General features: G+C 44.4%; 22 protein-coding genes. 21 read left to right on the top strand and 1 reads right to left on the bottom strand.

The window, feature by feature from the left end; all coding sequences use genetic code 11:
- Positions 1–3 precede the first annotated feature (3 nt).
- The 21 genes from bchB (at position 4) to FD968_RS08025 (ending at position 24,466) form a co-directional block, all read left to right on the top strand.
- Positions 4–1,632 carry a ferredoxin:protochlorophyllide reductase (ATP-dependent) subunit B gene (gene bchB, locus FD968_RS08125; protein ID WP_215365417.1) on the top strand — a complete coding sequence of 543 codons (1,629 nt, stop codon included), beginning with the start codon at positions 4–6 and terminating at the stop codon, positions 1,630–1,632.
- Entirely contained in the window at positions 1,604–5,416 is a 3,813-nt protein-coding gene (locus FD968_RS08120; protein ID WP_251367551.1) for a magnesium chelatase subunit H, read from the top strand. The genes bchB and FD968_RS08120 overlap by 29 nt, the downstream gene beginning before the upstream one ends.
- Positions 5,416–6,327 carry a ferredoxin:protochlorophyllide reductase (ATP-dependent) iron-sulfur ATP-binding protein gene (bchL, locus tag FD968_RS08115; protein WP_215365415.1) on the top strand — a complete coding sequence of 304 codons (912 nt, stop codon included), beginning with the start codon at positions 5,416–5,418 and terminating at the stop codon, positions 6,325–6,327. The genes FD968_RS08120 and bchL overlap by 1 nt, the downstream gene beginning before the upstream one ends.
- Positions 6,328–6,329: 2 nt before the next feature.
- On the top strand, positions 6,330–7,031 hold the full coding sequence (bchM, locus tag FD968_RS08110) for a magnesium protoporphyrin IX methyltransferase (RefSeq protein ID WP_215365413.1): 702 nt from the start codon (positions 6,330–6,332) through the stop codon (positions 7,029–7,031).
- Positions 7,028–8,458 carry a PucC family protein gene (locus tag FD968_RS08105; protein ID WP_371817734.1) on the top strand — a complete coding sequence of 477 codons (1,431 nt, stop codon included), beginning with the start codon at positions 7,028–7,030 and terminating at the stop codon, positions 8,456–8,458. Before bchM ends, FD968_RS08105 begins: the two co-directional genes overlap by 4 nt.
- A gap of 21 nt (positions 8,459–8,479) precedes the next feature.
- Entirely contained in the window at positions 8,480–9,244 is a 765-nt protein-coding gene (gene puhA / locus FD968_RS08100) for a photosynthetic reaction center subunit H (protein WP_215365411.1), read from the top strand.
- Positions 9,241–9,921, top strand: a complete 681-nt coding sequence (puhB, locus tag FD968_RS08095; RefSeq protein ID WP_215365409.1) for a photosynthetic complex putative assembly protein PuhB — start codon at positions 9,241–9,243, stop codon at positions 9,919–9,921. The genes puhA and puhB overlap by 4 nt, the downstream gene beginning before the upstream one ends.
- Positions 9,918–10,361 carry a photosynthetic complex assembly protein PuhC gene (gene puhC / locus FD968_RS08090; RefSeq protein WP_215365407.1) on the top strand — a complete coding sequence of 148 codons (444 nt, stop codon included), beginning with the start codon at positions 9,918–9,920 and terminating at the stop codon, positions 10,359–10,361. The genes puhB and puhC overlap by 4 nt, the downstream gene beginning before the upstream one ends.
- Before the next feature lie 2 nt (positions 10,362–10,363).
- A complete protein-coding gene (locus FD968_RS08085; protein WP_215365405.1) occupies positions 10,364–10,735 on the top strand; it encodes a hypothetical protein in 372 nt (123 codons plus the stop codon).
- Positions 10,732–11,808 carry a magnesium-protoporphyrin IX monomethyl ester (oxidative) cyclase gene (gene acsF / locus FD968_RS08080; RefSeq protein ID WP_215365403.1) on the top strand — a complete coding sequence of 359 codons (1,077 nt, stop codon included), beginning with the start codon at positions 10,732–10,734 and terminating at the stop codon, positions 11,806–11,808. The genes FD968_RS08085 and acsF overlap by 4 nt, the downstream gene beginning before the upstream one ends.
- A 72-nt stretch (positions 11,809–11,880) precedes the next feature.
- Positions 11,881–12,576, top strand: a complete 696-nt coding sequence (puhE, locus tag FD968_RS08075) for a putative photosynthetic complex assembly protein PuhE (protein ID WP_251367550.1) — start codon at positions 11,881–11,883, stop codon at positions 12,574–12,576.
- 8 nt (positions 12,577–12,584) lie between these two features.
- Entirely contained in the window at positions 12,585–13,526 is a 942-nt protein-coding gene (gene ispH / locus FD968_RS08070) for a 4-hydroxy-3-methylbut-2-enyl diphosphate reductase (protein WP_215368115.1), read from the top strand.
- A gap of 113 nt (positions 13,527–13,639) precedes the next feature.
- A complete protein-coding gene (chlG, locus tag FD968_RS08065; RefSeq protein ID WP_215365399.1) occupies positions 13,640–14,524 on the top strand; it encodes a chlorophyll synthase ChlG in 885 nt (294 codons plus the stop codon).
- Positions 14,521–15,849, top strand: coding sequence for a BCD family MFS transporter (locus FD968_RS08060; RefSeq protein ID WP_251367549.1), 1,329 nt, complete (start codon positions 14,521–14,523; stop codon positions 15,847–15,849). The genes chlG and FD968_RS08060 overlap by 4 nt, the downstream gene beginning before the upstream one ends.
- 3 nt (positions 15,850–15,852) lie before the next feature.
- Positions 15,853–17,058 (top strand): geranylgeranyl diphosphate reductase, encoded by a 1,206-nt coding sequence (locus tag FD968_RS08055; RefSeq protein WP_215365397.1) that lies wholly within the window; start codon positions 15,853–15,855, stop codon positions 17,056–17,058.
- A gap of 2 nt (positions 17,059–17,060) precedes the next feature.
- Entirely contained in the window at positions 17,061–17,540 is a 480-nt protein-coding gene (locus FD968_RS08050) for a TspO/MBR family protein (protein ID WP_215365395.1), read from the top strand.
- Between the two features lie 13 nt (positions 17,541–17,553).
- Positions 17,554–18,855: a glutamyl-tRNA reductase gene (hemA, locus tag FD968_RS08045; RefSeq protein WP_215368113.1), complete on the top strand. Its 1,302-nt coding sequence runs from the start codon at positions 17,554–17,556 to the stop codon at positions 18,853–18,855.
- 16 nt (positions 18,856–18,871) lie between these two features.
- A complete protein-coding gene (dxs, locus tag FD968_RS08040; RefSeq protein ID WP_215368112.1) occupies positions 18,872–20,749 on the top strand; it encodes a 1-deoxy-D-xylulose-5-phosphate synthase in 1,878 nt (625 codons plus the stop codon).
- Between the two features lie 13 nt (positions 20,750–20,762).
- On the top strand, positions 20,763–21,980 hold the full coding sequence (locus FD968_RS08035) for a Coenzyme F420 hydrogenase/dehydrogenase, beta subunit C-terminal domain (RefSeq protein WP_215365393.1): 1,218 nt from the start codon (positions 20,763–20,765) through the stop codon (positions 21,978–21,980).
- A gap of 119 nt (positions 21,981–22,099) precedes the next feature.
- On the top strand, positions 22,100–23,062 hold the full coding sequence (locus FD968_RS08030) for a B12-binding domain-containing protein (RefSeq protein WP_215365391.1): 963 nt from the start codon (positions 22,100–22,102) through the stop codon (positions 23,060–23,062).
- An 81-nt stretch (positions 23,063–23,143) separates the two neighbouring features.
- A complete protein-coding gene (locus FD968_RS08025) occupies positions 23,144–24,466 on the top strand; it encodes an NAD(P)/FAD-dependent oxidoreductase (RefSeq protein WP_215365389.1) in 1,323 nt (440 codons plus the stop codon).
- Between the two features lie 300 nt (positions 24,467–24,766).
- Here the strand turns inward: FD968_RS08025 and FD968_RS08020 are convergent, their stop codons facing one another.
- Positions 24,767–25,339 carry a histidine phosphatase family protein gene (locus FD968_RS08020; RefSeq protein ID WP_215365388.1) on the bottom strand — a complete coding sequence of 191 codons (573 nt, stop codon included), beginning with the start codon at positions 25,337–25,339 and terminating at the stop codon, positions 24,767–24,769.
- Positions 25,340–25,373 lie beyond the last annotated feature (34 nt).

Raw genomic sequence — 25,373 nt, 5'->3', positions numbered from 1 at the left:
TCTATGCAATTAACTCTGTGGACATATGAAGGGCCTCCTCACATTGGGGCAATGCGAATTGCAACTTCAATGACAGATATGCATTATGTTCTGCACTCTCCTCAAGGAGATACCTACGCAGATCTACTCTTTACGATGATTGGACGCTCACGTAAGCGTCCGCCAGTGACATACACCACTTTTCAGGCAAGAGATTTAGGTGGTGACACAGCGCAATTATTCCAAGATTCAGTGAATGATGCTTATCAGCGTTTTCAACCTAAGGCAATGATTGTTGGTGCCTCATGTACTGCCGAATTGATTCAAGATGATCCAGGTGGTTTAGCAAGGGCATTAAGTTTGCCAATTCCAGTCATCCCGCTGGAATTGCCTTCCTATCAGAAAAAAGAAAATTGGGGCGCTTCAGAAACTTTCTATCACATTGTTCGTGGCTTAGTCAGCGTAGATAAATCGATTTCAGCACAACAGTATCAAGAGAAACTTGCAGCCAACAAGCAAGAGGGTCAAAAACCCAGCTGCAATATTTTAGGGGCAACCGCTTTAGGTTTTCGTAATCGTGATGACGTTCAAGAGATTCGTGGCTTGCTCGAATCGATGGGCATAGAAGTGAGAGTGGTGGCACCCTTAAATGCTTCTGTAGCTGACCTCAGTAAGCTTCCAGAAGCTGACTTCAATGTTTCACTCTACCCAGAAATTTCTCAACTGACTTGCACTTGGCTCAGTAAAACTTTTGGCCAACCCTTTACCAAGATCATTCCGATTGGCACAAAAGCGACTAAAGCATTTATTCAAGAAGTAGCGCAACTTGCCAAGCTAAATCCAGAAACAACTTTGGCAGCCCAAGAAGAGCGGGCGCGCTGGTATGCAAAATCGGTTGACTCCACATACTTAACTGATAAGCGGGTCTTTATTTTTGGTGATGCTAGTCATGTGATCGCTGCAGCTAAAGTGGCCGCAGAAGAAATTGGCTTCAAAGTGGTTGGCTTAGGAACTTATAGTCGTGAATTTGCTCGTGAAGTTCGTGAGGCTGCCAAATCCTACGATGTAGAAGCACTCATTACAGATGACTATTTGGAAGTTGAGCAAAAAGTTTCTGAATTAGCTCCAGATCTGGTTCTAGGCACTCAAATGGAGCGCCATATTGCCAAGAGATTAGGTATTCCTTGTGCAGTGATTTCTGCTCCAGTGCACGTTCAAGATTTCCCAGCGCGCTACTCTCCCCAAATGGGTTTTGAAGGTGCTAATGTTTTATTTGACACTTGGATTCATCCGCTGATGATGGGTCTAGAAGAGCATCTCATCATGATGTTCCGCGATGACTTTGAATTTAGCGCTAAAGCAGCTCCTTCCCACTTGGGTCATGCTAGCCCAGCTGAAAAAGAACATGCTCCTGTTACAAAGAGCGCTGGTGATGGCGATCTTCCTCAAGCAGCTCAGGTCAATGCGGAAGTATTTAATGGCGCTAATCCAACAAATCTTTGGGATGCAGCTGCTGAAAAGGAATTGGGAAAAATTCCTTTCTTTGTCAGAGGTAAGGCGCGACGCAATACTGAGAAATTTGCAGTAGAGCATGGCATCAGCCAAATTACGATCGAAACTCTCTATGACGCAAAGGCCCACTATGGCAGATAAGCGTACATCGATGAGAGTCACGATTGTGACGATGGATACGCACTTGGCTAGCGCGACCGAGCGGGCTCGCTACGCTCTCAAAAAGAAGATGCCTGGTCTGGAATTGACCATTCATGCGGCATCAAGCTGGACGGTTGATAACAATGCTTTGGAAAGCTGCCTCCAGGATATTGCAACTGCAGATATTTTGATTGTGACCATGCTCTTTATGGAAGATCACTTTAAGCCAGTGATCGAAGCTCTCAAAGCAAGACGAGACCACTGTGATGCGATTGTGTGTGCAATGTCAGCAGGCGAAGTGGTCAGCCTCACCCGCATGGGCGGCTTTGATATGGGTAAACCTGCGAGTGGCTTGATTGGTTTGCTCAAGCGGCTCAGAGGAAATAAAGAAAAATCCCAGACAGGCGGTGCTGCGCAAATGCGGATGTTGCGTCGCTTACCAAAAATTTTGCGATTTATTCCTGGCGGTGCTCAGGATGTTCGGGCCTATTTTTTAACATTGCAATATTGGTTGGGAGGCTCCGAAGAGAATCTTTACCATATGGTTAAAAATTTGGTGAATCGCTATGCTACCGGTGAGCGTGAAGTATTAAAAACCAAAGAGAAATTGGTCGAACCAGTCATTTATCCAGATAACGGTATCTATCATCCACGACTGCAGGGTCGGATGAGTGAATCTTTAGATGATCTGCCAAAGCTGGTGAGTGACAAGAAATCTAAAGGTAGAGTTGGCCTCTTATTGCTCAGGTCTTATATCTTGGCAGGTAATACCTTGCATTACGATTCAGCCATTGCTGCTCTAGAGGCACAAGGATTGCAAGTGTTACCAATCTTTGCAGTAGGTTTAGATGCTAGACCAGCGATTGAGCAATTCTTTTTCCAAAATGGAAAAAATACAGTAGATGCTGTGGTCTCCTTAACCGGGTTTTCTTTGGTGGGTGGTCCTGCATATAACGATGCCAAAGCTGCAGAAGAAGTGTTGGCCTCACTTGATGTCCCTTATCTTGCTGCGCAACCGCTCGAGTTCCAGACTTTAAATGATTGGGGCGGCTCAGATCGTGGCCTATTGCCAGTTGAGAACACACTCATGATTGCTATTCCAGAGTTGGATGGCGCGATTGTTCCAATGGTGTTTGGCGGTCGTGCTGGTGAGGCAGATGTGCAGTGCACAGGATGTCATAAAGCCTGCGTATTTGAAGCCAGTATTAATCGTCACGATATGCATACTTGTGTGGAGCGCACTGCGATGTTGGCGGCGCGCGTGAGCAAACTCATTGCACTGCGTAAATCTGAGCGTGCTAATCGTAAGGTAGCTTTGGTGATGTTTAATTTCCCACCAAATGCCGGAAGAGTAGGAACAGCTGCACACTTGAGCGTATTTGAGTCTGTGTTTAATACTCTGAAGACTTTAAAAGCAGAGGGCTATACCGTTGATGTGCCAAATTCCTTGGATGAATTTAGGGATCAGATTCTGATTGGTAATGCAAAGCAATATGGCACTGATGCGAATGTGCAAGCGCATATCAGTGTGGATGATCATATTAAACGCGAACCTTGGTTAAAAGAGATTGAGGCCCAATGGGGCCCAGCGCCTGGTAAGTTTCTAACGAATGGATCATCACTCTTTGTGTTGGGTAAGCAATTTGGTAATGTCTTTGTCGCACTTCAGCCTGGATTTGGGTATGAGGGTGATCCAATGCGTTTGCTATATGAAAAGGGATTTGCACCTACGCATGCCTTCTCAGCGTTTTATCGTTACCTACGCGAAGATTTTTCTGCTTCAGCTGTCTTGCATTTTGGTACACACGGTGCACTCGAGTTTATGCCCGGAAAACAATCAGGTATGTCTGGATCATGCTGGCCAGACCGTCTGATTCATGATTTACCCAATTTATATATTTACGCCTCAAATAATCCATCTGAAGGAGCGATTGCCAAGAGACGTGCTGGTGCAACACTCATTAGTTATCTCACTCCACCAGTTTCTCAGGCAGGTTTGTATCAAGGTCTCTTAGAGCTCAAAGAGGCCGTAGAGCATTGGCGCAAGGCTGTGCCTACAGAGGGCAGTCAATCAGAGAATCAAGTTTGGGATGCCAATACACAGGAACTTTTAGATTCTCTGCAAGCACAGGCGGTGGCATTGGAGTTTGTTGCGGCAGAGCCTGCATGGAAAACTTTGGATGCAAATGCTGTTAATAAAGCCGTAATGCATTTGAGTGAGCAAATTCTGGAATTAGAGTACACCTTGATTCCTTATGGCTTGCATATCTTAGGCAGTCAAATGAGTGCTGAGCAAAGCTTGGATATGTTGATGAGCTATGCGTCTGTCCAAGAGGGTCAGATTCAAGATTTCTCTAGAGAGGTCATGAGCGCATTAATGCATTGCCAAAGTATTGAGCAGTTCTCTAAGGAGCAAGGGCTTGCCTTGACACCAAGCTTAAGGGACGAGCTTGATCAAGTATTGAATATGTATCGTGACTTACAGTCCGACAGTGAAATGCAAGGTATTTTGAAGGCATTAGAAGGCCGGTATATTCGTCCAGCTCCAGGTGGCGATGTATTGCGCAACCCTCAAGTTCTACCTACTGGTAGAAATGTTCATGGTTTTGATCCATTCCGCATCCCAAGTAAGTTCGCGATGAAGGATGGTACATACCAAGCAAATAAGATTTTAGAAAGATATCAAGCTGACGGAAATCCATTGCCAGAATCTATCGCCATGGTTCTTTGGGGCACTGATAATTTAAAAACAGAAGGTGGCCCTATTGCGCAAATCTTTGCCTTGATGGGTGCTTTACCACGCTTTGATAGCTTTGGCCGATTGGCTGGTGCGCAGCTTGTACCACTAGAAGAGTTGGGACGCCCACGGATCGATGTCATGGTTTCTATTTCTGGAATCTTCAGAGATCTCATGCCTTTGCAAATCAAGATTTTGGCTGAAGCTGCTTATTTAGCGGCAGCAGCAGATGAGCCCGTTGAGCAGAACTTCATTCGCAAGCATGCTCTTGCTTATCAAGCTAGTAATAACTGTGATCTAGAGACAGCCGCATTGCGTGTCTTTGGAAATGCCGAAAGCGCGTATGGTGCGAACGTCAATATGATGATTGATAACGGCCTGTGGCAAGATGAAAATGAATTAGCAGAAACCTATACACGCCGCAAAAGCTTTGCCTACGGAAGATCCGGTAGACCAGTAGTGCAAAGTGAATTATTAAATTCCATTCTTGCAGATGTCGAGTTGACCTACCAAAATCTCGATTCCATTGAATTGGGCGTAACAACCATTGATACTTATTTCGATACCCTGGGTGGTGTCAGTCGTGCTGTGCGTCGCGCAAAGGGTGGTAAAGCAGCGCCAGTATATATTGGCGACCAAACCAAGGGCGATGCTGTAGTCAGGACCTTAAATGAACAAGTCTCATTAGAAACCCGCTCACGCATGCTCAATCCTAAGTGGTATGAAGGTATGCTCAAGCATGGTTATGAGGGCGTACGTCAATTAGAGAGTCATCTCACCAATACCGTAGGTTGGTCTGCAACCACCGGCCAAGTTGAGCCTTGGGTATATCAACACCTCACCCAAACATTCATATTAGATCCAGAAATGCGCGAGCGTTTGATGAGTCTGAACCCTGCATCATCGGCGAAAGTAGCAAGTCGCTTATTAGAAGCATCAGAAAGAAATTATTGGAAGCCAGAGCCATCGGTATTAGAGACATTACGTCGCGTTGCCAATGACTTTGAAGATCGACTTGAAGGTGTATATGAGGGAGTGCCTATTTAATGGAAACGGTTAACATACCAATTTCTTCTATCAATTCTCGAAGTAAGCCATTGGACGGTGAGGGCAGTTTGCAAGTTCACCTTGATCCAAACGAGAAAATTGGTAATGCCAAAGTGTTTGCCATTTATGGCAAAGGCGGGATCGGAAAGAGTACAACCTCCTCCAATCTTTCTGCAGCATTCTCCTTATTAGGTAAGAGGGTCATTCAGATTGGCTGCGACCCTAAACATGACTCTACTTTTACCCTCACTAAAAAGTTGGTGCCTACCGTCATTGATATTTTGGAGTCAGTCGACTTTCACTCTGAAGAGCTGCGTGTAGAAGATTTTGTCTATGAGGGCTTCAATGGTGTGATGTGTGTAGAGGCCGGTGGCCCACCAGCAGGTACTGGTTGCGGTGGCTATGTAGTTGGTCAAACCGTGAAGCTCTTAAAAGAGCACCATTTGTTAGAAGATACTGACATCGTTATTTTTGACGTACTAGGTGACGTTGTGTGCGGTGGATTTGCTGCACCCTTGCAGCACGCAGATAGAGCATTGATCGTCGCTGCTAATGATTTCGATTCCATCTTTGCCATGAACCGTATTGTTCAGGCGATTAGTGCAAAAGCCAAAAATTACAACGTACGCTTAGGTGGTGTGATCGCTAATCGTAGCCAAGATACTGACCAGATCGATAAGTTCAATGATCGCGTTGGTCTCAAGAAGATGGCGCATTTCCCTGACTTGGATGCCATTCGTAAGAGTCGTTTAAAGAAATGCACCATCTTTGAAATGGAATCAACCCCTGAAATTGAGGCGGTGAAAGAGGAGTATCTCCGCTTAGCTGCGAGCTTACTTTTAGATGATGATCCTTTGTTGATGGAGTCACTAAAAGATCGTGAAATCTTTGACTTACTCGGATTTGATTAATCATGGATGCTATTTCATATTTAGATAGACGCAGTAAGCTACAGGACTATTTTGATCGTACTGCCAACGATGCTTGGGCAAAGCTAACATCAGATGCGCCAGTGAGCGGTATTCGTGCAACCGTGAGAGCAGGGCGCGATCAAATGCGCAACAGTATTGTTAGTCGATTGCCAGAAAATCTGACTGGCAAAAGAGTTCTAGATGCGGGTTGTGGAACAGGGGCTTTAGCGCTTGAATTAGCCAATAAGGGTGCTTTAGTTACTGCAGTCGATTTATCTCCTAATTTAATTGAGCTAGCCAAAAGCAGAATTCCTGAAAGCGATCGTCAAAACATTCAGTTCCATGCAGGCGATATGCTGGATGAGGCCTATGGCGACTTTGATTATGTGATCGGCATGGACTCCATGATTCATTATTGCGCTAAAGATATGTTGGTAGTGTTAGAGAAGTTATCTTCGCGAGTGAGTGAAAAAATTCTCTTTACCTTTGCGCCAAGCACATTACCGCTTGAGCTCATGATTCGAGTCGGTCGTTTGTTTCCCAGAAGAGACCGGGCGCCATTCATTGAGCCCATTAGCCAAACCAGGCTACATCAATCGATTCAAGAATCGCCATGGTTTATTGACTGGGAAGTGCCTTATACCAACTTGGTATCAAGTGGTTTTTATAAATCTCAGCTCATGGAGTTGAAGAAGCAATCATGATGAACATGTCTAAAATCGCGAAAGCTTGGACGAGGATTCACCCTCGCTTTTTGCCTTTTGCAGACGTGGCAACTCCTGATTTGCCTTTAAGTCGTTTATTAAGGCTGTCGTTGTTCCAGGTATCCGTTGGTATGGCTACCTCATTGTTGGTAGGTACTCTCAATCGCGTCATGATTGTGGAGATGAATATAGATGCTTGGATAGTGGCCTTAATGGTAGCTTTACCTTTGGTCTTTGCTCCTTTTAGAGCTCTCATTGGTCATAAGTCAGATACTCACCGTTCAATATTGGGATGGAGAAGAGTTCCTTATATCTGGATTGGTACTTGGTTGCAGTTTGGCGGGCTTGCCATCATGCCATTTGCCCTCATTTTGTTATCTGGCGATACACACTGGCCCATTTGGTTCAGTTACCTCGGTAGTGCTTTAGCGTTTTTGCTAGTGGGCGCCGGCATGCAAACCACTCAAACTGCTGGCCTAGCTTTAGCAACCGATTTAGCAGATGAAAAGAATAGGCCACGCGTTGTTGCCATGATGTATGTCATGTTGCTAGTTGGCATGGTGTTTAGTGGAATTCTCTTTAGCGTATTTTTGGATCCTTTCAGTCCAATGCAATTAATCAGGGTGATACAGGGTGTGGCCATCCTCACTTTATTGCTTAATCTCTTTGCCCTGTGGAAGCAAGAGGCTCGGCAGCCCAAAAATACCTCTCCAGAAATTCCTCAGCCAAAATTTACTCAGAGCTGGCAAGAATTCATTAGAAAGCCAAACGTACGTCGGTTTTTGGTCATGCTAGGTCTTGGAACAACTGCCTTTAGCATGCAAGACATTATTTTGGAGCCCTATGGTGGCGAGATATTACAGTTGGATGTTTCGGCAACCAGTTTTTTGACAGCGCTCATTGCTTTTGGATCTCTATTGGCATTTTCACTTTCAGCCAGATGGTTAAGCCGTGGCCACAATGCCCACAGAATTGCGGCACTAGGTTTGTTACTCGGTTTAATCGCATTCACCATGGTGATCTTTTCAGAGCCACTGGGTTCTCCTAATTTATTCAGATTGGGCGCACTCTTGATCGGCTTTAGTGGGGGCTTATTTGCTGTGAGTACTCTCACGATTGCCATGAGTATGGAGCAAGACAATATGAGCGGCATGGTGATAGGCGCTTGGGGCGCCGTGACTGCTACTTGTTCAGGAATTGGCATGTCCTTAGGCGGCGCTATTCGGGATCTTATTGGCCAATTGGCAACGAGTGGAGCCATCGGTTCTGCATTAATGAGTCCGGCAACGGGCTATAGCTTCGTTTATCACATTGAAATTTATTTGCTGTTTATCACTTTGATTGCATTGGGTCCTTTGGTTGCTAGAAGGACAAATTTAGGCGTTTCAAAAATCAGTAAGTTTGGCCTAGCCGATTTTCCAGGCTAGTTTTTAAGGAAGGGGAGAAATATGGGTACGGGTGCAATTACACAATATATCGACGTGGCTCAGGTCGTGTTTTATATATTTTTACTGTTCTTTGTTGGATTAATTATCTATCTGACATTAGAAAGTAAGCGCGAGGGATTTCCATTGGAAACTGAGCGTTATGGTCAGGTGCGTCGTGAGGATGGCATTCTTGGTATGCCAAGAGTAAAGAAATTTGTTACCGAGTTTGGCAAAACCTATTACGCTCCACTTCAAACTCCCCCAGAAACTGAAAAAGTCTCTGCAGTGCCTATTCATCCGTGGAATGGTGCACCCTTATCTCCAGTAGGAAATCCTCTATTGGCAGGTGTTGGTCCCGGCTCTTATGCTAATCGTGCTGATCATGTGGATTATGACCTAGAGGGTCATGCGCGGATTCGACCACTACGTAACCTTCCCCATATTGCTATTTCAACAATCGATATCAACCCAATTGGCTTGGATGTCATTGGTGCGGATGGTCACAAGGGCGGCAAGGTTACTGATGTATGGGTAGACCATATGGAGATGATGATTCGTTATCTTGAGCTTGATGCTAATGGGAATAAGGTATTGCTACCAATCAACTTCTCACGCATTGGTCAACACGAAATTCAAGTGCAATCTATCTTATCTAACCAGTTTTCTCAGGTGCCAAAGACAAAACATCCAGAAGAAGTCACTTTGCTGGAAGAAGAAAAAATTATGGCTTACTTTGGTGCAGGAACTTTGTACGCTACTCCTGAGCGTCAGGAGCCATTGGCATGAGTCTTGATATCTATAGCAGTCCAGAGCATGAGTTTGAGCCTGAGTTAGGCCTCCCAGAAAAATTGCCAGAGGGAGAGCGCATTTTATGGCAAGGCTCGCCCGATACGAAGGCAACCTTACTCAGGGTCTTTCATTTAAAAATGTTAGGCATTTATTTTGGTCTGCTATTGGCTTATCGTTTGGTGACTGGCTTTACTGAAGGTGAAGCCCTCACTGAAATTCTGTTTGCCGGTATTAGGATTGTTGCTATATCAGGCTTAGGCTTAGGCCTTATTGGATTGCTTGGATATTTGATCGCCTCAACCGCGGTTTACACCATCACTAATAAGCGCGTCGTGATGCGAATTGGCATTGTGCTGAATATGACCTTTAATTTCCCGCTCAAGATGATTGAATCGGCGGATTGTGGCGTAACCAAACATGGCTCAGGCGATATTTATTTGAAATTAAGCAAGGGAACCAAAATTGCGATATTTCATTTATGGCCACATGCTAGGCCTGGTAAGTGGGCTGTGCCTCAGCCAGCTCTTCGGGGAATTAAAAATTGCCCAGAGGTAGCGCAAATTTTGGTAGATGCATGGGCAGCACAAAATAATGTGATAGCTCGAACCGTTCAGGTTAATGAGTCCAAGACAGTTGAAACAAAGAGTCCTTATTCAGGGGTAGAAGCAGCATGATTCTCCGTATGAACACCATACAAATGCAAAACTACATTGCATTGTTTATTGCCTCATTATTGGCAGTAGTAGTTCTGATGGTTGCAAACTATGTTCATTCTGGCAAGTTGGCGCCACAAGCTGACGCTGATGTGGTTGCTAAAAAGACCCTTCACTTTAGAGATATGCCAAATGGTGCAGTTGGTGTGATTGCTGCAGATAACGGGCAAATGATTGCTCAGGTTGAAGGGCAGGCTGGCTTTGTACGGGGAATTTTGAGGGCTCTAGCACGTGATCGTCGGATTCGCCAGATCTCCAGTGATGATGCCTTTGAATTGGTGAGCCGTTCCGATGGAAGATTAACCCTAATTGATTTAGCTACCAATAACAGGATAGATTTAGAGTCATTCGGGAAAGATAACGCGGCTGAGTTTGCTGCCTTTTTAACTAGTGCGAGATAACTATGTCAAAGCAACAAGTCCAATGTCACGTTGATATGTCAAATACCTCTGAGTTTCTGTACGCTCACGTAGATTTGAATGGGGTTCAGGTTGGGCCTGGAGATCAAGTACTTGTTCATGATCCGATTACAGATATCTCTTTTGGCGAAGTACTAAGCTACGATCGCACCGCTACAGTATCTAAGGCAGGTATCTTCTCAAGGTTATGGGTTTATCTCACCGCTAGACTTGAGGTCACTATGCTGTATGAGGTCAGCTTCTCTACTACGCGTTTTAGTAAAGCCAAGAAATATCCTAGGCCAGCACCTAGCAAAGAGAGTGTGCCAATGAAAGAGATTGCACCAATTATTTTGAATGAAGGAGTAAAGGTATGAGTGCTAATGCCTCAACAATGCCTATGGGACGTCCCATTAACGAGTCTACTGACCGGGCTCTTGAAAATACGATTCTGAGCCCACGTTTTTATACAACGGACTTTGATGAGATGGATCGTTTTGATATCTCCTCTGTAAAGCCAGAGTGGGACCGCTTAATGCAAGAGTTTGATCAAGATATCAATCAAGCCCATTTTCAGCGTCCTGATGATATGTCTAAGGACTACTCACATCTTCCTGAAGGGCTGTATCAAGAATTTTTGGACTTTTTGATTAGCTCAATTACTTCTGAATTTTCTGGTTGCGTGTTGTATTCAGAAATTAAGAAATCGATCAATAACCCAGAGCTTAAGGATTTGTTTTCCTATATGGCTCGTGATGAAAGTCGACATGCTGGCTTCATCAATCAGTGGCTGAAAGATTTTGGTATTGGCGTTGATTTAGGATTTTTAGCAAGAACTAAAAAATATACATTCTTTAAACCAAAGTTTATTTTTTATGCGACCTATCTTTCTGAAAAGATCGGTTACGCACGCTACATCATGATTTATCGCATCATTCAGAAAAAACCTGAGTTACGCTTTCATCCGATTTTTCTCTGGTTTGAAAAATGGTGTAACGATGAGTTTCGTCATGGCGAAGCATTTGCATTGCTCATGCGCGCCAATCCAAAATTACTCAGCGGTGTAAATCGTTTGTGGATTCGTTTTTTCCTCATAGCGGTCTATGCAACGATGTATGTGCGCGATCATTCAAGGCCAGAGTTTCATAAGGCGCTGGGCGTTTCTCCTACCGATTATGATCGCCAGGTTCTGAAAATCACCTCCGACATCTCCAAGCAAGTATTTCCATTCACCATCAATCTTGAAGATCATAGGGTTTGGGAGGGATTTGAAAAACTCAGAAAGATATCGGATGAAGTTGAAGAGCTCAAGCAAAAGGGTGGATTCTTCTCTGCAATCAAGCGTGGTGGGTTAGCAGTTGCTGCAGCGACGACTTTCTTACGAATCTATCTATTGCCGGTCGTGCCTAATGAGCTGCCGATGGATATTCGCTTAGCACCGGTTTGGTAAGGCAAGATGTATTTTTGGATTAGCCCCCTTATTTTCACCATCTTTGTATGGTGGTTTAGCACGGGCCTCATTTTGAAAATTAATAGCTTACCAAGACGGTTCTTCAAAGCCATCTTTGCGCTTTCCTTACTTGTCTTAGCGATGGCGTTTTGGGGCTTGGAAATCTCGGGTCAGCAGGCAACAGTGGCTGGCGCTTATTGCTCATTTACTTGTGCAATTATTATTTGGGGCTGGCAAGAGCTGGCGTTTTTGCTTGGCTACATTACTGGGTCAAGACGCTCAGATTGTCCTCAGGGCCTGAGTGGCGTGAGGCGTGCTTGGTATGCGTTTCAAACAATTAATTATCATGAGCTGACTTTATTGAGTCTAGGCATTGTCATCTTCCTCATGAATCTCGAGGCCGTTAATCAGACTGGATTTTGGACCTACATCATCCTCTGGGGAATGCGACAAAGTACCAAGATTAATATTTTCTTAGGAGTACTCAATTTTAATGAGTCTTTCTTACCGCAGCATTTGAAATATCTCATTACGTACTTTAGACGTAGAGCGATGAATCTCCTGATGCCATTTTCTATATTGGTATCAGTGCTTTTCTTAGTGCCGATTTGGTTCCATGCAGCCTCACAGTCATCCGCCTATGAGATGACTTCGTCAGCACTATTGGGCACACTTTTGGCGCTTGGATTGTTAGAGCATTTGTTTTTGATCATGCCATTTCCTAGTGAGTTGTTATGGAAGTGGGGTTACAAAAACCATCTTAAGTGACAAGAATGATGCGTTCACATAAAACAATCTATCTGGCTCAACCACGAGGCTTTTGTGCGGGAGTTGAAAGAGCAATCCTCATAGTGGAGGAAGCGCTTAAAAAATATGGCGCCCCTATTTATGTACGGCATGAAATTATTCATAACGCCTATGTAGTGAAAGATTTTGAGTCTCGCGGCGTTGTCTTTATTAATCAGTTAGACAAGGTGCCTCAAGGTTCAATTCTGATTTTTAGTGCGCATGGTGTTTCTAAAGCGGTTCGAGTCGAAGCAGATGAGCGGCACTTTCAAATATTTGATGCCACTTGCCCATTGGTTGCGAAAGTACATGCAGAAGTGGTGCGCTTAAAAGAGCGTGGTTATCAAATCATCATGATTGGGCATGAGGGCCACCCAGAGGTTGAGGGCACCATGGGGCAAGTTGACTCTTCCATTCACTTGATTGAGCATGTCTCTGATATCGATCAACTTTCTTTTGATCAAAATGAATTGCTCGCCTATGTCACACAAACCACATTATCGGTAGATGAGACCCAAGAGATAACAGCCGCACTGATTAAAAAATATCCACAGATTCATGCGCCAAAGCGTCAGGATATTTGCTACGCCACTCAAAATCGCCAGGACGCAGTAAAGGCGATGATTCCTCATGTGGATGTAGTGGTAGTGGTTGGTAGTCAAAATAGTTCTAATTCCAAGCGCTTGCAAGAATTAGCCAGCAGCTTGCAAGTTCCCGCCTTTTTGGTGGATGACCCTAAGCAGATTCAGGCGGATTGGTTTAAGTCCGCCAAGAGTATTGGCGTTACTGCAGGAGCCTCTGCTCCGGAGTCCTTAACGGCCACCATTATTGAGGCAATTAATGCACTTCATCGGGGCTCAGTCGTCCCAATGCAAGGGATCGAAGAAACGGTGAATTTCTCTCTACCTAGGGGTTTACTGGAAGCGGCTTAAACCCATAAAAAGCGCTTTTCCCTTGATATATAAGGGTTTTCACTGGTAAAAATCAGCTTCAAAAGTGTCAAATTTAATTGACACTTTAATATGTCAATGACAAAATCATTTACATGAATCTGCCAGAACCACGAGCAATTTTGACGCTTTTAAAGCCGATCACTTGGTTTCCGCCAATGTGGGCGTTTGCCTGCGGATCTATCACTGGCACTGACAAGATTGCTGAAAATCTTCCAATCTTTTTTCTAGGTTTGTTGTTGACTGGGCCTCTCGTATGCGCATCCAGTCAAGCAGTAAATGATTGGTACGACAGACATGTTGATGCCATTAATGAACCTAATCGACCTATTCCATCTGGCCGCATTCCTGGTCAATGGGGTCTGTATATCGCAATACTCTGGTCACTGATTTCATTGTGGGTAGGAAGTTATTTAGGTGCTATTGGATTTCTAGCTACCTTGTTGGCTTTGGTATTGGCATGGTTTTACAGCATGCCACCAATTCGTTTTAAAAATAATGGCTGGCTCGGTAATCTTGCATGTGGTGTGAGTTATGAAGGGTTAGCTTGGGTTACTGGCGCTACTTTACTTTCTGGTGGAGTGTTGCCGAGTAAACCATCACTCTTACTCGCAGGTCTCTATAGTGCTAGTGCTCACGGAATCATGACCTTGAATGATTTCAAAGCGATTGAAGGTGATCGACAAATGGGTGTGCGTTCACTTCCTGTGCAACTTGGCGCAATAAAAGCAGCTCAAGTTGCTGCAGCTTTCATGTTACTGCCGCAAGTGATCGTAGTTGTTTTGCTCTTGATATGGGGAAAACCGAACTACGCATTAGTGATCGGTGGGCTGATAGCTGGGCAAATCTTTTTATTGCGAGATTTCTTGAAAAGGCCTATTGAAAAGGCACTCTTTTATAGCGGCTTTGGCGTTCCCATATTGGTCTCCGGAATGATGGTGGCTGCATTTGCGGTAAATGGTATTGGGGCAGATTCATGAGTATTGCGATGACTCAGCCTATATATCAGTCATCGACATTTGGCTGGCTCAGTATTGTGCGCCTTGGTTTGGTGCAAGCGGCCATTGGCGCCATTGTGGTGATGACAACTTCAACCTTAAATCGCATCATGGTGGTGGAGTTGGCTTTGCCAGCAAGCCTTCCTGGCCTACTGGTGGCAATTCATTATTTTGTGCAAGTTATCAGACCGCGTATGGGATTTGAGTCAGATAGCGGAGCCAAAAGAACTCCATGGATTATTGGTGGCGTCGGTTTATTGGCCTTAGGTGGATTTGGAGCAGCAATTGCCACAACACTCATGGGCGTTAACTTAATTGTTGGGATATCAGCAGCAATCGTCGCCTTCTTCTTTATTGGTATCGGCGTCAGCATGAGTGGCACTTCATTGCTGGCGCTATTGGCAAAGGGCGTTAGCGACGAGAGAAGGGCAGCAGCAGCAACCACCGTATGGCTCATGATGATTTTTGGCTTTGCTTTAACAAGTGGTATTGCCGGCAAATTTCTTGATCCATACTCACCAGAAAAAGTCATTCTCATTTCAGGAACGATTTCATCGATTGCTTGCCTCATTACAGTTGTAGCGCTCTATAAATTAGAGGGGCGTGAGTTGCAAAATACCCCAGCAAGCAGTGCTCAAAAGACGCCTTTTAGAAAAGCCTTAGCCGACATTTTGGCTGATCCTGATACTAGAAAATTCACCATCTTTATTTTCTTATCAATGTTCGCATTTAGCGCGCAAGATTTGATCTTGGAGCCATTTGCGGGAATGATTTTTAAATACTCCTTAGGTGAGACCACTAGTCTCTCGGGTATTCAACACTCGGGCGTACTAACTGGCATGTTATTGGTAGCGATTTGTGGTTCTAGCAGATTAAGGCCTTACTTTGGATCACTCAGGTCATGGATGATTTATGGTTGCTTGGCTTCTGCTCTAGCAATGTTTGGCTTAGTGGTTGCTGGAATCTTAGAAGGCAGCTGGCCATTAAAACTGAATGTCTTTATTTTGGGATTGGCGAATGGTGCATTTTCTATTGCCGCCATTGCTTCCATGATGCGTTTAGCAGTAACTGGTGGGAGTGGTAAAGAGGGCGTCAGAATCGGTCTTTGGGGTGGCGCTCAAGCAATTGCATTTGGGTTGGGTGGTCTATTAGGAGCTGGTGCTAGCGATCTTGCGAGATCCATTTTTGCAAATTCAGCATTCGCATATGCATCGGTCTTTTTTGTTGAGGCAATTCTGTTTGTTGCCTCCGCTTATATGGCATCTCAGGTCGAGAATAAAACGGGTAGTTCTAGTGGAGCGAGGTGAAGCATGACAACTGAATTTATTTATGACGCAGTCGTTGTTGGTGGTGGTCCCGCTGGATCTACCGCCGCTCAAACGCTTGCTCAAAAGGGTAAGCAGGTCTTGTTATTAGATAAGCGTGGACGCATTAAACCTTGTGGTGGCGCTATTCCTCCGCGCTTGATTAAGGATTTTCAGATCCCAGATGAGTTGCTCGTAGCGAAAGCAAAATCTGCCCGCATGGTGTCGCCGCTTGGTAAAGCAGTAGATATTCCAATTGAGAATGGCTTTGTAGGAATGGTTGATCGCTCTCACTTTGATGAGTGGTTAAGACAGCGCGCCGTTAAAGAGGGAGCTACTCGCGAAGACGGCTTATTTGAATCGCTGACAAGAGAGGGTCCATATGCTCGGATTTACTATCGCACACGTGGTGCCCGTGATGGTGACCAAGGGGTCTTGAAGAGCGTTCTTGCCAAAGCAGTTATTGGTGCTGATGGTGCCAAATCACAAGTGGGTAGAAGCGCAGGAGTGAAGGGGTGTGCTGAGGCAAATTATGTATTTGCGTATCACGAGATTATTAAGACTCCACCCAATGCACCAAATTCTTTTGATGGAACTCGGTGTGATGTCTTATATCAAAAGCCAGTATCCCCTGATTTTTATGGCTGGGTATTTCCGCATGGCGATACCATCAGCGTAGGCACTGGAAGTGCAGACAAAGGTTTTTCACTCAGAAATGCGGTTGCCAAATTACGAGCTGACATTGGTTTAGAGGGTGCTGAATTGATTCGTCACGAAGGAGCGCCTTTGCCGATGAAGCCCTTGAAGAAATGGGACGATGGTCAGCAAGTTGTTTTGGCGGGCGATGCTGCTGGAGTGGTTGCGCCAGCATCTGGTGAAGGTATTTACTATGCAATGCTTGGTGGTCAATTAGCAGGCGAAGCAGTTGCTGAATTCGTGGAAAGTAATAATCCAGCAAAACTCAAGTTAGCTCGCAAGCGTTTCATGAAAGAGCATCGCATGACCTTTATTGTTTTAGGCATCATGCAATATTTCTGGTACTCGACCGATAAAAGACGTGAGAGCTTTGTCAAGATGTGTGAAGACAAGGATGTTCAAAAACTCACCTTTGAGTCTTATATGAACAAAAAGCTCGTACGCAAGAAGCCTATGGCTCATCTGAAAATCTTTATTAAGGATATGGGACACCTTTTGGGATTGGCTAAAGTATGAAGATGTTTTTTCAGCACAAGTATCTCTGGTTAATTGCAGCCTGGATGGTTGTCACTTCAGTCCTGGGTGGCATGGCTACAAAGCTGGGGCCTTGGTATTTCTCATTGATCCAGCCGCCTTGGAAACCACCAGATTGGTCCTTTGGCGTGATTTGGACGATCATTTTTATCCTGTCTGCGCTGGCATGGATGATTGCATTTAATAGTGGCGCTAGTGCGTCACAGAAAGCCAAAATCTCCGCACTATTTTGGTTGAACAGCTTTCTCAACGTGCTCTGGAGTGTTTTTTATTTCCGGATGCAACACCCCGATTGGTCATTGATAGAGGCGTTTTTCCTATGGGGATCGGTGTTGGCGATTATTTTGGTGATGTGGCCAATCCGCAGGATAGCTGCTTACTTGATGTTCCCATACTTAATTTGGGTGACGATTGCAATGCGCCTGAATTGGGAAACGTTAGTGTTAAATCCAGGAGCTTACTGAAGCTATGCCAAGCATGAAGCTGCTCAACCTCGGCGTGAATCATCACACGGCCCCGATTGATATTCGGGAGAGTGTGGCAGTTGCGCCTGAGGTTTTGCATGATTCATTAATTGATTTGCGTAAATTTTTACAAAGAGACAATGCCGAAAATCAGCCAGAGGTAGCCATTCTGTCTACTTGCAACCGCATGGAGATCTATTGTGCCGCCAATGATGTTGAGTATGAGGATCATCACCTAGAGAGTCGGGCTTTTGAATGGCTGGCCGCTCAAAACAATGTCCAAAAAAATGAGTTGCGTCCTTATATATATTCTGCCAAGGAGAGTGATGCAGTCAAGCATGCTTTTAGGGTTGGGAGCGGTCTAGATTCGATGGTTCTGGGGGAAACCCAAATCCTCGGGCAAATGAAAAAAGCGATTGAGAATGCCAATCAAGTAGGGACTCTAGGGACTTACCTAAAGCCCTTATTCGATAAAACATTTTCTGTAGCAAAGGTTGTTCGCGGTAATACCCAAATCGGGGCTCATTCCGTCTCAATGGCAGGCGCATCAATCAAATTAGTTGAGCGTATCTTTGGGCAAATCAGTGACTGCAATGTCTTATTTATCGGTGCTGGCGAAATGATTGGTTTGTGTGCAAATCACTTTGCTGGCAAAAATCCGAAAAAGATTGCGATCTCTAATCGCACGATTGATCGTGGTAGTGAGTTAATTCAAGCATTTGCGAGTCAGAATTTAGAAACTGAAGTATTTCCTTTAGCTGAACTTCCTAAACAGTTACATCAATATGATGTAGTCGTCTCCTGCACAGCGAGCTCATTGCCAATCGTGGGGATGGGAATGGTCAAAACGGCGCTGAAGGCTCGTCAGTCTCGACCTATCGTCCTGATTGATCTAGCAGTGCCTAGAGATTTTGAGCCCGAGATCAAGAGCTTAAAAAATGCTTATCTCTATTCTATTGATGATCTTGGTGAGATTGTAAATACCGGAAAAGCAAATCGTCTTGAATCGATTGGTGAAGCAGAGAAGATTATTGAAAAAGGGGTGATTGAGTTTTATGAAACCCTTGAGAAGCGAGCAGTTGTGCCCATCATTCGATCAATCCAAGATGTGGGTGAGCAATTTCAAAAGATTGAGCTAGAAAAAGCCAGTAGAAGAATTGCGAATGGGGATGACCCTATGCTGGTTCTCTCACATATGGCCATTGCGCTTGCCAATAAGTTTATGCATGCTCCGATTCATGCTTTGAAACAATCTTCTGACGAAAATTTAGAAGAGTATAAAAAAATTATCTCCAAAATCTATTCATCAAAGTGAGATCGCTATGCTGAAAATGACAAACCTTCTTGAGACCATATCAGCCCCAGATGAACTTCGGGCATATGAAGCTACTAAGCTACCGCAAATCGCTAGAGAGCTGCGCAATTTCATCCTGAGTTCTGTCTCTGATACTGGCGGCCATTTGTCATCGAATTTGGGCACAGTTGAATTGGCCTTGGCTCTGCATTATGTTTTTGATACTCCACATGACCGCATTGTTTGGGATGTGGGTCACCAAAGTTATGCTCATAAAGTGCTAACGGGTCGCAGAGAGCTAATGCCAGGTTTAAGACAGTACGGTGGAATCTCTGGTTTTCCGAAGCGCAGTGAAAGTGAATACGATGCATTTGGTACAGCGCATTCATCTACCAGTATTTCTGCAGCCCTAGGTATGGCAGTTGCTGCAAAAGCTAAAAACGAAAAGCGGAATGTGATTGCCGTGATTGGTGATGGCGCTATGAGTGCTGGTATGGCCTTTGAGGCAATGAATAATGCAGGTGTTAATAAAAAGGTCCCCTTGATTGTCATTCTCAATGACAATGAAATGTCGATTTCTCCTGCAGTAGGGGCGCTCAATCGCTACTTAGTGAAATTGATTTCTGGCTCTATGTATGCCGCTACTAAGCGGGGTTTAGATAAAGTGCTTTCTGTAGCTCCGCCTATTCGAGAGTTTGCGAAGCGCTTAGAGGGCCATGCTAAAGGGATGGTTGGGCCAGCAACGATTTTTGAAGAGTTTGGCTTTGACTATTACGGTCCTATCGATGGTCATAATCTCGATGTCTTGCTACCTACCTTAGAAAACCTGAAGGTCTTAGCGCAAACCGAAGGCCCTCAGTTTTTACACATCATTACCAAAAAGGGAAAGGGCTATTCATTTGCTGAGAGTGACCCCATTCTCTACCATGGCCCTGGAAAATTTAATCCGGTAGAAGGTATTCAAGTAAAGCCTGGTGGCAAAAAAACCTATACGCAAGTCTTTGGTGAATGGTTATGTGATATGGGCGAGCAAGACGAGCGCCTCATTGCGATCACTCCAGCAATGCGTGAAGGCTCTGGATTGGTAGAGTTTGAAAAGCAATTTCCAGAGCGATATTTTGACGTGGGTATTGCGGAGCAACACGCCGTCACATTTGCCGCTGGTATTGCTTGCGAAGGGTTAAAGCCTGTAGTCGCGATTTATTCGACCTTTTTGCAGCGAGGCTATGACCAACTCATACACGATGTCACCTTACAAAACTTACCAGTGACCTTTGCAATTGATCGTGCTGGTCTAGTAGGTGCAGATGGTGCAACCCATGCAGGCGCATTTGATATCGCCTTTTTACGCTGCTTGCCAAATCTGGTCTTAATGAGCCCTTCTAATGAGCAGGAGTGTAGAGCTATGCTCACCACGGCCTTTAAGCATGATGGTCCAGCCGCAGTGCGTTATCCGCGTGGTGCAGGCATTGGTCTAGAGGCTACAGGTCAAGCATTAGAGTCCTTACCAATCGGTAAAGGTCTCATAGTACGCACAATAGATAGCGCTTTGCCTCAACAGAAAAAGATTGCCTTCATCTGTTTTGGACCTTTGCTATACAACGCATTACCCGTAGCACAAGAGATCAACGCTACCGTCGTAGATATGCGCTTTGTGAAGCCTTTGGATGAGACATTGTTGTGCGATATTGCGCGCACTCATGACGCATTGGTTTTTGTTGAGGATAGTGCTGTCCAGGGCGGCGCCGGTAGCGCCTGCCTTGAGGTTCTCGCGGATCACAATATTCAAATTGAGTCTATGCAAATAGGCTTGCCTGATGAGTATGTTGATCACGGGGATGTGAATTTATTATTAGACCTCTACGGACTTTCGGCTGAGAAGATTAAACAAAGAGTCATCACGCGCTTTAGTTAGGGGTTAGTTGGCAATGGAGTCGGTTGATATTGCCCCATTTCGGGAACTGTGTACGGATTGCGGAGTATCTAGAACATCGCAACCTAAGCGTTGTGCTACTGCATGTCAATTCATTCAACCCAATTACCCACAGTTTGAAATCTCTACACATGGTAGGGTTCGTAAGGTAGGCGAATCTGACGAAGTCTTTTTTGGCACCTATCTACAAATGTATAGAGCCAGATTAAAGAACCCCTTGGCGGGAGCACAATGGACGGGCATCATTACGCGATTGTGTGAATTGCTACTAGAAAAAAATATGGTTGATGCTGTCATCACCATGGCCTCTGATCCAGAGGATCAATGGCGCCCTATGCCTGTCATTGTTAGTCAAGCCAAGGACATGCAGCATTGCAGAGGAATGAAAATGGGCTATGCACCTATTGTTCAATACCTTGAGCAAGCTAAAGAGCTTGGATTTCGAAGGGTCGCCATGGTCGGTATACCTTGTCAGGTATATGCAGCGAGAGCGCTGGAGAAAGAGCTGGGTTTTGAGAAGTTATTCATCATTGGTTCACCTTGCTCAGATAACACGACAACAGAAAATTTCCACCATTTTTTAGGATTACTATCTCAAAAGCCGGAAGAAATTACCTATTTAGAATTTAGAGCCGATTACCATGTTGAGTTACGTTTTTCAGATGGGCGCACCCAAGAAATTCCTTTCTTAAAGCTACCCCTCTCAGATTTACCCGGCGACTTTTTCCCAACCACTTGTAAAACCTGCGTTGACTATGTCAACTCTCTTTCAGATATTACGGTTGGATATATGGCCGGTACAGGGGAGCAGTGGTTAATTATTCGTAATGCAAGAGGTCAAGAGTTGGCTCAAGTATTAGATCCTGAAATTCATATAGAGCCTTTGCAATCCGCTGGCAACCGATTGGGGCCAGTAAAAGGTTTTATGAAGAATGTGGAGCTAGCTGCTGGAGGCTTGCCACTACAAAGAATGCCCAATTTTTTGCGAAGTATTTTTGCGTGGGTCATGCCTCGGTTTGGACCACGTGGTCTTGAGTTTGCAAAAGCAAGAGTGGAGATGAAAGCAATTGAGTCAGTGATTCATTTACGCAATACTGCGCCGCACAAAATCAAAAATATGGTGCCTCAACATGTTTGGCAACTTGTACGGACATATGGTTTAGAGCCCAGGAAAGAGGAAATCAAGGACTCTAGGGAAAGCACCTACAGTTAAGTGTTTGTGTATTTCTCAGAAAGAATTTATAAAGTATTGATTCCAATAAAGAGGCTCTTAGGCAGCCACGGTTATCTTCAAAAGTCTTTTTGAGACCGTGTCTTGATCTGGTGATGTTCATGAATTTATCTAGGCTAGTGAGCATTGCAGGCTTTAAAAAGAAATCCAAGCAGGATGACTTTAAGGTAGACCAACAACGCTCATCCGAGGCATCAAACAGCATGTGGGATGATTGCTTGGTATCGAATGCGCCATCAAAGGCGAATTTTAAAAAAGAACAAGATACCCATCCGCTCGAAAAAGCCTGTACTGAAGCTGAGTATCTCGAGTCACTGGTTAAAACCATTGAAGGCAATATTCTGCCGCTCATTATTGAGCAACATCTTGATTCATCTATTCCTCAAGAGTTACCGGTAAAAGCTAGTATTGATGAAAAAATCATCGCCCAATTAACGGAACTTGTTCTCCAAGAAGATGCCCGTGCCTCAGTCAATTATGTGAAGGCAATGCATGAATCAGGAACTGCCCTAGAAGATATTTATTTGCTCTTGCTAACCCCCGTTGCTAGAAAGCTGGGGCAAATGTGGGAGGATGATGAATCGAATTTCACTGAAGTGACCATTGCACTTTGGCGTATTAAGCAATTGATGTATGACTTAAGCCCAATATTTCAGCAGTATGCGGAGCAAAAGCAAACAGGTTCGAGCATTATGTTGGTGCCATTACCAGGTTCACAGCACAACCTAGGCCTGTTCATGGTTTCGGAGTTTTTTGCTAGAGCGGGATGGCGCATTTGGGGTGAGTTAGCCGCCACAGAAGAAGACATTATTGCCATGGCTGCGAATGAATGGTTTGACGTTGTGGGTCTGTCAGCTAGTGTTCGTGAGCAATTTCCGCAGCTTAAGGAATTAATTAAGAGCATTAAAGCTAAATCAAAGAATCCTCAAGTCGGCGTCATTATCGGCAGTCCAGTATTTAATCAGTTTCCTGAGCTGATAGATGATCTCGGTGCAGACATGGTAGGAATGGATGCTGAAGATGCACTGGAAAAAGCCACTTTTTATGTTGAGCGCTTACGCTAAAACATCCGCAAAAGGTTATGGTAGTTCCATTGGTAATGATTTATTCATCCAGCCTAAGAGTGGCTAAGGTTTAAGGCTAATATGTCTCACGCACATCGAATAGTCATCGTAGGCGGGGGTGCTGGCGGTCTTGGGTTGGCTACTAAGCTGGGTCGCAACTTTGATGGAAAAAAGATAAAAGTCACTTTGGTTGACAAGAATAGAACCCATATCTGGAAGCCAAAATTACACGAAGTAGCAGCAGGATCGATGGACCTTGCGGATCAAGAATTAGATTACATTGCGCAAGCCCATTGGCATCATTTTAAATTTCGATTAGGTGAGTTGGTTGGCATTGATCGAGATAAGAAAGAAATTCAAGTTGCCCCTTATATAGATGAGTCTGGTGAATTGGTGACACCAACCCAAACTATCCCTTACGACACATTAGTCATCTCTATTGGTAGCCTAACAAATGACTTTGGCACTAAAGGTGTTGCGCAATACGCCCAAAGACTAGAATCTTTGGGCGATGCAAAACGCTTTCATCTTCGCTTAGTTAATGCCTGTTTAAGAGCGCAGGCTCAAAGTAATGCCTTAGCTCGACATCAGCTGAAGGTTGCCATTATTGGTGCTGGTGCCACTGGAGTTGAGTTGGCTGCAGAGTTACATAGAACCACTCGTGCCATTATTTCTTTTGGAATGGATAGAGTTGATCCTGAGAAGGATTTGAAGGTCATCTTAATTGAAGCGGCTCCAAAGATATTGCCTGCGCTTTCTGATCGCATTTCGACTGCGGCAGAAAAATTATTGACTGACCTCGGTGTTGAGGTGATTACCAATGCAAAGGTGCAACAAGTTTTAGAGCATCAAGTGCTACTGTCTGATGGGAGAGAGATTCCTGCAGAGCTGATTGTTTGGGCTGCAGGTGTGAAGGCTCCCGATTTCCTCAAGGGTATTGGAGGGCTTGAGACTAACCATGTCAATCAATTAATGGTTTTACCTTCTCTACAGACAACCTTAGATGCTAATATTTTTGCGATTGGTGATTGTGCGGCATGCCCTTGGCCCGAAGCAAATAATGGTAAGGGCGGGTTTGTACCCCCTCGAGCTCAAGCAGCTCATCAGCAAGCGTCGCATTTATATAAACAGATCAATCGCATCATCGATCATCAACCCCTAAAACCTTATGTCTATCGCGACTTTGGATCCTTAGTTTCGTTGGGAGAATATAGCAGCGTGGGAAGCATGATGGGTGGACTAATTGGTGGAAGTCTGATGGTCGAGGGGATGTTTGCAAAGATGATGTACATCAGTCTATATAAACTTCATCAATTAGCCCTACATGGATGGACAAAGGTTGCATTGGATACGCTGAGTCGTTTAATTCACCGTAGAACGCACTCGATTGTAAAATTACATTAGACTAACTTAATGAAATGCATTGCTGTAGTGCCCATTTTTAAATACATTTAGCTCTAAAAATAAGAAGGAGAGAAACCCATGAGTGAGAAAAAAGCAGTTGAAACTAAAGACAAAGTAGCAAAAATATATCTTCGAATGGCGATTGTATTTATTGTCATATTTTCGACAATCTATATTCTGTGGAAATTTGTTTCTGCATTGAATTTTTAAGGACTAGCGTCATTTAAGACTGCCTTAATAAATCAGTAAGTCTTTTTCAGAACAGCCGCCTTTAGGTGGCTTTTTATTTGATCCTAAATATTAATAGCCTGGGCTGGTATAAAGCTCATGAGATCGATATTTGCCATTCTTATCCACCTTTACTAGAACCATATCACCCACATTGACTACCTTGCCTGTGAATGCTTGAATATTCACATGATGCGTAACCATGATGATCGGTACTTTTTGATTTTCATTGAGCTGAGCTTGAATTAAGTTTTCTAAATTTTTGGTCTGTTGTTTCTCAAGACTCATATCATCAAAAAAAGAGCCAAGCGCGGGCGCCAAAGTCACTTGACCTTTGTCTAATAATTTTGCTGTATCAATACAGCGACACCATGGACTGCTAAACACTTTTGCAGAAGCAACACCTTGATTGCTTAACCACTGCCCAATGAGTATTGCCTGTTTCTTACCTCTGTCGCCCAGATTTCTTTGTGTGGAGCACTTATCGAGCTGATAGCCCGCAGGATCACCATACCCTGGTGCATCTGCATGGCGCATGAGTAATACATGTTGCCCATCACTTAACTTGCTTGCAAGGTTTGCACTTGCCGGTATGGAAAAAAGGGTGAGCAAAAAGCTTAGAAATATAGGAATTAGTGTTTTCATCTTTGATTAATATGAATATTTGGTTGAGACCAGT

The sequence above is a fragment of the Polynucleobacter sp. AP-Titi-500A-B4 genome, from assembly GCF_018688095.1.
Classification (GTDB): Bacteria; Pseudomonadota; Gammaproteobacteria; order Burkholderiales; family Burkholderiaceae; genus Polynucleobacter.
This window is presented reverse-complemented; position numbering and strand designations above follow the sequence as displayed.

Bases quoted from the DNA above. Each gene is read 5' to 3' on its own strand.
- ispH (WP_215368115.1), top strand. From the start codon at position 12,585: ATGCGTTCACATAAAACAATCTATCTGGCTCAACCACGAGGCTTTTGT.
- bchL (WP_215365415.1), top strand. From the start codon at position 5,416: ATGGAAACGGTTAACATACCAATTTCTTCTATCAATTCTCGAAGTAAG.
- FD968_RS08085 (WP_215365405.1), top strand. From the start codon at position 10,364: ATGTCAAAGCAACAAGTCCAATGTCACGTTGATATGTCAAATACCTCT.
- FD968_RS08035 (WP_215365393.1), top strand. From the start codon at position 20,763: ATGGAGTCGGTTGATATTGCCCCATTTCGGGAACTGTGTACGGATTGC.
- puhB (WP_215365409.1), top strand. From the start codon at position 9,241: ATGAGTCTTGATATCTATAGCAGTCCAGAGCATGAGTTTGAGCCTGAG.
- FD968_RS08050 (WP_215365395.1), top strand. From the start codon at position 17,061: ATGTTTTTTCAGCACAAGTATCTCTGGTTAATTGCAGCCTGGATGGTT.
- acsF (WP_215365403.1), top strand. From the start codon at position 10,732: ATGAGTGCTAATGCCTCAACAATGCCTATGGGACGTCCCATTAACGAG.
- FD968_RS08105 (WP_371817734.1), top strand. From the start codon at position 7,028: ATGATGAACATGTCTAAAATCGCGAAAGCTTGGACGAGGATTCACCCT.
- chlG (WP_215365399.1), top strand. From the start codon at position 13,640: ATGAATCTGCCAGAACCACGAGCAATTTTGACGCTTTTAAAGCCGATC.
- puhA (WP_215365411.1), top strand. From the start codon at position 8,480: ATGGGTACGGGTGCAATTACACAATATATCGACGTGGCTCAGGTCGTG.
- puhC (WP_215365407.1), top strand. From the start codon at position 9,918: ATGATTCTCCGTATGAACACCATACAAATGCAAAACTACATTGCATTG.
- bchB (WP_215365417.1), top strand. From the start codon at position 4: ATGCAATTAACTCTGTGGACATATGAAGGGCCTCCTCACATTGGGGCA.
- bchM (WP_215365413.1), top strand. From the start codon at position 6,330: ATGGATGCTATTTCATATTTAGATAGACGCAGTAAGCTACAGGACTAT.
- FD968_RS08020 (WP_215365388.1), bottom strand. From the start codon at position 25,339: ATGAAAACACTAATTCCTATATTTCTAAGCTTTTTGCTCACCCTTTTT.
- FD968_RS08025 (WP_215365389.1), top strand. From the start codon at position 23,144: ATGTCTCACGCACATCGAATAGTCATCGTAGGCGGGGGTGCTGGCGGT.
- FD968_RS08055 (WP_215365397.1), top strand. From the start codon at position 15,853: ATGACAACTGAATTTATTTATGACGCAGTCGTTGTTGGTGGTGGTCCC.
- hemA (WP_215368113.1), top strand. From the start codon at position 17,554: ATGAAGCTGCTCAACCTCGGCGTGAATCATCACACGGCCCCGATTGAT.
- FD968_RS08030 (WP_215365391.1), top strand. From the start codon at position 22,100: ATGAATTTATCTAGGCTAGTGAGCATTGCAGGCTTTAAAAAGAAATCC.
- FD968_RS08120 (WP_251367551.1), top strand. From the start codon at position 1,604: ATGACGCAAAGGCCCACTATGGCAGATAAGCGTACATCGATGAGAGTC.
- FD968_RS08060 (WP_251367549.1), top strand. From the start codon at position 14,521: ATGAGTATTGCGATGACTCAGCCTATATATCAGTCATCGACATTTGGC.
- dxs (WP_215368112.1), top strand. From the start codon at position 18,872: ATGACAAACCTTCTTGAGACCATATCAGCCCCAGATGAACTTCGGGCA.